The sequence below is a fragment of the Paenibacillus sp. P3E genome, from assembly GCF_001909045.1.
Lineage (GTDB): Bacteria > Bacillota > Bacilli > Paenibacillales > Paenibacillaceae > Paenibacillus_AQ > Paenibacillus_AQ helianthi.
The window spans coordinates 1-5511 of sequence record NZ_LVWH01000056.1 but is presented as its reverse complement, the minus strand read 5'-3'; the positions used below and the strand labels follow the sequence as shown (position 1 = coordinate 5511).

Annotated in this window: 7 protein-coding genes and 1 pseudogene; all 8 read left to right on the top strand. The window is 39.3% G+C overall.

The features are described 5' to 3' along the window. Window positions 1-54: 54 nt before the first annotated feature. Window positions 55-750, top strand: a complete 696-nt coding sequence (locus A3842_RS06970; protein ID WP_074100878.1) for a hypothetical protein — start codon at window positions 55-57, stop codon at window positions 748-750. Window positions 751-796: 46 nt separating this feature from the next. Beyond that, window positions 797-889 (top strand): annotated as a pseudogene (locus A3842_RS06965) (DUF255 domain-containing protein); the annotation flags it as partial. A gap of 219 nt (window positions 890-1108) precedes the next feature. Continuing rightward, window positions 1109-2080 (top strand): MerR family transcriptional regulator, encoded by a 972-nt coding sequence (locus tag A3842_RS06960; protein ID WP_256701557.1) that lies wholly within the window; start codon window positions 1109-1111, stop codon window positions 2078-2080. Then, complete coding sequence (locus A3842_RS06955; RefSeq protein ID WP_074100877.1) at window positions 2081-2683, top strand: DUF6273 domain-containing protein; 603 nt, start codon at window positions 2081-2083, stop codon at window positions 2681-2683. A 476-nt stretch (window positions 2684-3159) separates the two neighbouring features. Beyond that, window positions 3160-3564 (top strand): recombinase family protein, encoded by a 405-nt coding sequence (locus tag A3842_RS33735; protein WP_083609504.1) that lies wholly within the window; start codon window positions 3160-3162, stop codon window positions 3562-3564. A gap of 60 nt (window positions 3565-3624) precedes the next feature. Continuing rightward, window positions 3625-4086 (top strand): hypothetical protein, encoded by a 462-nt coding sequence (locus tag A3842_RS06945; RefSeq protein WP_074100875.1) that lies wholly within the window; start codon window positions 3625-3627, stop codon window positions 4084-4086. Window positions 4087-4237: 151 nt separating this feature from the next. Further along, entirely contained in the window at window positions 4238-5005 is a 768-nt protein-coding gene (locus tag A3842_RS06940) for a restriction endonuclease (protein ID WP_074100874.1), read from the top strand. A 324-nt stretch (window positions 5006-5329) separates the two neighbouring features. Next, window positions 5330-5511, top strand: a 182-nt coding sequence (locus A3842_RS06935; protein ID WP_371915987.1) for a transposase, incomplete at its 3' end; no start/stop codon positions are given.

Here is a 5511-nt window from a genome sequence, read left to right as displayed (position 1 = left end):
GAAGGGAAATGTTATTTTTTAGAGAATGAGGATAGGTAAAGGAGTGTGTCAATAGTGAACAAAAAGTTAATGCTTTTAAGTTTTCTTGGTATGTTTTCAGTAGTATGTCTATCCATTACGGTCTTTGCGGCCACTGCCGGATACTCTTTAAGGGTAAACGGGGCTGATATTAAAGGAGAAGCAAAGGTCATTGATGGAGTGACCTATGTACCTTTGCGCACAGTTATTGAAGGTTTGGAAGGGTCATACCACGTCATGCCTGAGTCGAATACAATCAGTATTCTGAGAAGAGACATAAGCATGTACGGCGGGTATACTGAGTCCAATCCATTACGTTCCGGTTCAAAGGCATATTTTGAAATAAATGAAAATTTTGATAAATTCATTGGTTCAGTCTCCATCGAAGAAACGAGCACAGGAAAGGATGCATTGAAAATCCTTCAAGAGAAAAAAGAACCTGCCCCAAGCGGTTATAGCTATGTTCTTGTAAAAGTGAACCTTGAAATCTTAGCATCAGAAAAATCTGGGGCATCGTTTTCAATAAATAATTATAGGTTTGAGTATATTGACTCGGTAACACAAAAGAGAACTCCTTCTTTTATGTTCTCCAAATATTCGCCCAGCGTATCAGGAGGAAAACCATTCAACGGTTGGGTTGGATTTTTAATTCCTGAAGGTCATCAATCTGGAATGATAGTTTTATCAAGTCCAGATGATCGGCAGAATGCTTTATGGATGAAAGTACAATGACATCGTGAAAAATTGTGAATATAACAAAATGGGTTAAACCTAAGTACCCAATAGATTAGCCCAGGAAAAGTCACGGTATCTGCTGCAACACGCACATAACCCGGTGAACTGGTTCCCTTGGTCGGAAGAGGCTTTTGAAGGTATCTCTGTATGGTAAAATTCTTTTCTTCAGTGAGCATATCAACACGGTGTTAGAGATTGAATATTTATATTATCTGCACGGCAAGCATAATCTTGGTTTTCCGTACGTTTTTTTAAACGAATTTTTTTGTTTCCTCTCTTGACCTTAACGTCGCGTAAACCTGTATATTTACTCTCAGAAGGAGGGATAGTCATCGAACTGCAAACCATCAGTCATGTGTCAAAGCACTTTTCAATCTCAACCCGTACACTTAGGTATTACGAGCAAATCGGGTTGATTACTCCTGCGAAAAAGGAAGATTCCGCATACCGCGCATACGATGCCGAAGCCATCACACGTCTGCGTCAGATTATCGTTCTGCGTAAACTGCGGATACCGCTCAAACAGATTGCGGAGGTTCTGCAAAGCGCGGAAGCGCGCGTTGCAATCGAAGCCTTTGAGCGTAACCTTGCGGAGATTGAGGACGAAATCACCGCGCTCTCCACCATTCGCAGTGTCATCAAAGCCTTTGTCGAATATCTAAATCTCAGAGGTACGAAATTCGCGCTACCTGACGACGCAAGTTTACTGGAGGTTGTGGATTCATTGACTGTCTCTAAAATCAACTTCAAGGAGGAAAAGTCAATGGAAGAATTAAACAAGGCAAATGAAAATTTAAACAAACTGGCGGACAAAGATGTGCGGATTGTATATCTGCCGCCCATGACTGTGGCTGCTGCTTACGCAATGGGAGAAGGCTGCGAAGGTAAAGCGATTGACATGATAACGCAATTTGTAATAGAAAGCGGATTGCTAAAAATCAAACCCGATGCCCGGAGTTTTGGTTTTGACTGCTCTAAGGGAGCAGCAGTAATCGGAGAACCTTCGCATGTATATGAGGTGTGGGTATCAATTCCCGACGACATAGAGATACCTGCGCCTTTAGTAAAACGAACTTTTGACGGCGGGTTATATGCCGCACATGTGTTAAGGGCGTGGGACTTCGAGGATTGGCGTTTATTAAAAGAATGGGTTAACGCAAGCGATAAATATGATAATGACTGGGATTCCCCACGCTGGACATCGCCGGAAACGGTTGCGGGGCAAGGATTTGAAGAAACGTTGAACTTTTATAATTTTATACATAAAGGCAGTAAAATGAATGATTTACAGCTTGATTTATTGTTTCCGATTAAGGAGAAGGGTTAAATGGAAGATATTAAAATCGACTCACCATTATCATTAGGCGGTTATAATTGGCGTGTGCTTGACATACAAAACAAAACGGCTTTGATAATAACCGAAGATATAATAGAACAACGCGCTTACCATGTTGCTTATAAAGATATAACTTGGGCTGACTGCGCGTTAAGAAAATATCTTAATGGTGAATTTTATGACAAATTCAACGCAACTGATAAATCAAGAATAATGCCGGTAATAAATAAAAATCCTGACAATCAGTGGTATGGTTCAAAAGGCGGAGCAGATACGCAAGACAGTGTATTTTTATTAAGCATTGAGGAAGTGTGCAAATATTTCGGTGATAGTCGTTCAAAACTGCAAAACCGAGGAAAAAATCAAAGATATTGGTTTGAAAGAAAAGACGAAAACAACAGTAAGAGAAAATCAAAATTTGGGCGTTATGGATGGTGGTGGTGGCTTCGGTCTCCTGGCCGCGTTAATGTAAAAGCCGTGTACATCCACGGTGACGGTAATATAGGTATCCAAGGCAACAATATATTGAAAGGCAACATCAGTGATGGCAAATTTACAGGCGGTGTCCGTCCCGCTTTGTGGTTGAAGCTGTAATTTGAATCATGTCTAATAAGCGAATTACAAAGTGGGACTAAATACGGCACAACGCCGTGATTAACCGGGTTAGACACGCTCCCCCATAGGACAAGGCTATTATGGCTTTGTTCTTTTTTTATGCTCGAATGGTACTGTTTTCGCCGCTTGTACCGCTCTTGTACGTGGTTTTCTAAGCGCTAAATCGTTACATATCAATGTCCATATTTACCTGCACGGAAAGAGGAAAAGGGCCATCACAGGCCGATCTATTCCCCGACTCATAAAAACTCTTGACAAAACCCCTAAGGAGTAGTTTCTGGGACATCGGCATCATTTACCGATTTTAACATTAGTAAGGTTTTTGAACTCGGAGAGGTAATCATCACCCCAAGCAAGATATACGATCTGGAAATAGACAATGACGATGTATCCTTTGACTTCATGTCCATCTTCGCCAGAATCGAGTATAAAACGAATAAGCGCAGAATGAAGCAATTAATCTTGGGCATATTGCGATATGGTTAACGAATAACAAGATACCTACGCCATACAACATTAAGCCGGATGGAAGGGACAAAGGATGGTTCAATGTAACTGTTCAAAGGCTGCTATTGAGCGAGATTCATCTTGGCTACATCACCTACAGAAAAACACGAACGAAACGTGGCCAAGTAGAGATAGTTCCAGAAGAGGAAAGAATCAAGGTCATGGGAACACATGAAAAATTGAAGAATCAGGAAGAACATGATGCCATCGTAGAACGTTTAGTGAAGAATAGACTGATGAATCCCAATAGCCGGAGAAACATATTTCCCCTATCGGGATTACTTTACTGTGAGAAATGCGGCTGTAGAATGCAGTTTAGAGTGGGGAAAAGCAAGAAACAGGGCCAATATTGAAGTGCTTTATGCTATCACCATTATAAGGATGGCAGCAAATGTGAGCAGAAGGGTAAGGTATTGAACGAAGAGTTTTTCGATGCTTTATATGAGCGGATCATCAATGTTGACCCAAATATTTTGCAGGAGATTGAGCTACAAGGTCGCGGTTATAACGATACGAAGACAATGATTGCCGTGAAGGAGCAGGAGCAGCAAAAGCATAAACGGGCATTAGATAAATTACATGAATCCTATGAAGAAGACATTATTACGAAGCAGGTCTTTATGGAGCGAAAGGTGGTTAGGACAAGACAGATTCAGAAACTGGTGGAAGAATTGCAGGATTTGCGGAAAGTAGTAGTGGCTGAAGGCAATTATCCTACGATGGAGCAGATCGTTGAGCGGATTGGGCAGTTTAGGGAGTTGTGGGATGTAGCGGTGACAAGTGAAGAGAAGAATAGAGCATTGAAGAAGCTGGTGGAGCAAATTATTTATAATCGGGAAGGGAATCGGGTGGAGTTGACGGTTTGTTATAAGTGATGGTTCTTTTATTGAATCTAGAAAATGGAAAAGAGTTTCGTATTTGGTCATTTTTTTACACTAATTGTTTGTAATTGTCTTGACGATAAATACAAGGAGATGAAAAAAATGGTTGAATTCATTGTTAATGATTTAATTAGAGGGGGAATGAATGTTGAAAGCTGGAAGTGAGTTTGAAGGTTTCGTTCATTATGTTTATGAATCAATTATGAGATTAGAAGATCGAAATACTATTATATCTAAAAATGCTGTAATTATTGGTCGCTCAGGTGTAAAGCATGAATTTGATGTTTTTTATGAGTTTACTAAGGCTAATGCACTCCATAAGGTAGCTATTGAGTGTAAGGATTATAATGTACCTATCTCTAAAGGCAAGGTGACTGAATTTCACGGCAAAATAAATGATGTTAATAATGTAATTGGTGTGATGGTTACAAAAGTCGGTTATCAATCTGGAGCTAAAGATTATGCTGAGCATTACGGTATTTCAATATTAACAATTGATGACTTACCAAATTTAATGCAAATTTTATCGTTGCAATTAAAGCAAGCGTTCCTTCCAAATGAAACAATAATTGGTCAACCTTTCTGGACTTTGATGGAAACAATTAATGGGGAAATAACAGGGACCTATACATGCGCACCAAGTCATTCTTCTATCAAGCAGATTCCTCTTTTTTATTCAAAAAGAGTTGCACAAAAATTTCTTTCACTGATAGATGATAAAAATTCTGTTGTTAGAGGAGTAAATCAACAGCAGCTAAAGGCCATAATAACATTTTTAGAAACATCTAAAAAGCATAAAATTAACAATGATGCAGATTTTGTAATTCTTCCACTTGAGCCTATAAATGACCATGAGTGGATTGCATTGCCAATTAGTCTTGAAGAATTGAAACGGGATTATGTACTAATATAACATTGTGGAGGCTCTTATAAAATTTTGATAATTCTATAAAGGCCTTTTATATTATTGAATTTTTCAAATAGCCAAAAATTAATAAGTTAGAGTTAAACTTAATTGAGAGAATGAATTTGTACTATAGGTTAGAAGAGTAGTTGTAAAGTTATTTTGAATATCTGTTGAAAAAAAGTGAAGGATTTAACTCATCAGTTATCCGATAATTTAGGATGTGTCTGAAAACTAAATAACATGGTAAGATTTGAGAAAACGAATGGGGCGTCAAGCATGATTCAAAGACGGTACGAAATAAGCGATGAACAGTGGGAACAAATTAAGGACATGTTTCCACCCTACAAAACAGGGCGTCCGTCAAAATTAAGTGAAAGAACCATGTTTAATGCTTTTTTATGGATCGCTCGAAGTGGTGCTGCCTGGCGCGATCTACCGGAGGAACGCTATGGTTCATGGAAAACGGTCTACAGTCGCTTCTGCAAGTGGCGAGATACCGGACTGCTTGTCGC